At 67.7% G+C, this 1823-nt stretch carries 2 protein-coding genes; both read left to right on the top strand.

Annotated elements, in window-relative coordinates; all coding sequences use genetic code 11:
• Positions 1-2 precede the first annotated feature (2 nt).
• Positions 3-1187 carry a PPE family protein gene (locus tag A5775_RS00005; protein WP_067245283.1) on the top strand — a complete coding sequence of 395 codons (1185 nt, stop codon included), beginning with the start codon at positions 3-5 and terminating at the stop codon, positions 1185-1187.
• Between the two features lie 532 nt (positions 1188-1719).
• On the top strand, positions 1720-1823 hold a 104-nt coding region (locus A5775_RS24485), incomplete at its 3' end, for a PPE domain-containing protein (RefSeq protein WP_156660508.1).

The raw sequence follows: 1823 nt of genomic DNA, 5'->3' as shown, positions 1-1823 counted from the left end.
TGTTGGATTACGGGGCTTTTCCGCCGGAGTTCAATTCGGCGCGGATTTATACGGGTCCGGGGTCGGGGTCGTTGATGGCTGCGGCGTCGGCGTGGAGTGCGTTGGCGGCGGAGTTGAATTCGGCGGCGCTGGGTTATGAGCAGGTGGTGACCTCGCTGAGCAGTGAGGAGTGGTTGGGCACGGCGTCGGTGACGATGGCTCAAGCGGTGGAGCCCTACATCGCGTGGATGACCGCGTCGGCGGCGCAGGCCGAGGAGGCCGCGGCGCAGGCGCGGGCGGCGGCGGCGTCTTATGAGGCGGCGTTGTCCTCGTCGGTGCCGCCACCGTTGGTGGCGTCTAACCGGATGCAATCCAAGCAGTTACAGGCGACCAACGTGTTGGGACAAAACACTCCGCTGATCGCCCAACTCGAGGCCCAATACGGCGAGTACTGGGCGCAAGATGCGGGCGCGATGTACAGCTATGCGGGCCAGTCATCGGCGGCGACCAAGCAGACACCGTTTCAGCAGGCGCCAAAGATCACCAACGATTCCGGGCAGGCGAACCAGACCGCTGCGGTCTCCCAAGCGACGAGCAACTCGACGGCAACCAACACGTCAAAAATCTTGCAGACGATGGCGACACCCGGCTCGAACGGGACCGACCCGACCGCGGGCACGACGGCCCCGACCGCACAAAGTACTGGCGGGACGACCCCGAGCGGGAGCCTGAGTGACCTCGTCAGCGCCTACAACCCGTTTTCCAGCCTGTTCTATAACACCGAGGGTTTGCCGTATTTCAGTATCGGTATGGGGAACAACTTCGTGCAGATCGGTAAGTCGCTGGGGTTGATCACCAGCGCGGCGCCGGCCGCGGCCAAGGCTTTGCCCGCCCTGGGTGGTTTGGGCGGGATGCTCGGGGGCGGGGCGGCCGCTGCTCATCCGGTGGCGGCGTTGGGCAGCGCGGCCTCCATCGGCGGGAAATTGTCGGTGCCGGTCGCCTGGTCGGGGGCGCCGGCGGTCGCACCCGCGCTGGGGCATGCGATCCCGGTCAGCACCATCAGCGCGGCCCCCGAGGCCGCCGGCGGGCCCGGCAACCTGCTCGGCGGCATGCCCCTGGCCGGTGCGGGCGCCGGCGGACACGGCGGGGCCGGCCCCAAATACGGCTTCCGACCCACCGTCATGGCCCGACCACCCTTCGCCGGATAGGCGTCCTCGGGCCCAGCGACACCGGCGCGCTCGAGAACGCGCCCTGCCCCGAAAGTAGTGGCGGCAGGGCGCGTTTCGGCGTGCGCCCCCGAACCGCACCGGCTCCCGGTAGGGGGTCGTCGACCTCGTCGCGGCCTTCGTTGTGGCTGTCTTCGTCGCCGCGGCAGCGAACCTCGCATCGGCTTTATCTGCGGCCGGATTTTTATCCCGCAGTGGGGTTTCGACGTCGGCGGCGACACCCGGAATCGACCCGCCTGACCGCGACGACCGGTCTGCGTGGGACGGCATTGACACGATGTCCTCGCAGGTAAACGCCCGTCGCGGCGAGATCCGCCTGACGGCAGCCCGACATCGTCGCTCAGTCGTAACGCCGCTCTGGGAACGGTGGTCGCCGCACCGGCGGTCCTGTCGCGGCGCGGCGACGGGGCGGCGCGGCGATTTAGCCTTCCCCAAACAAGCAACTGCACAAGGTCATCGACCCAAGACCACGTACGAGGGGATACATGTCGTTCGAGCCCGGTGCTTCGTAGCCATGGACTTCGGGGCGTTACCACCGGAGATCAATTCCGGTCGCATGTATGCGGGTCCGGGGTCGGGGCCGATGATGGCCGCGGCTGCTGCTTGGGATGAGATTGC

The sequence above is a fragment of the Mycobacterium sp. 852002-10029_SCH5224772 genome (assembly GCF_001667315.1).
Classification (GTDB): domain Bacteria; phylum Actinomycetota; class Actinomycetes; order Mycobacteriales; family Mycobacteriaceae; genus Mycobacterium.
Note: the sequence above shows the minus strand (reverse complement) of the source record. Positions and strands in the feature narration are given on the sequence as shown.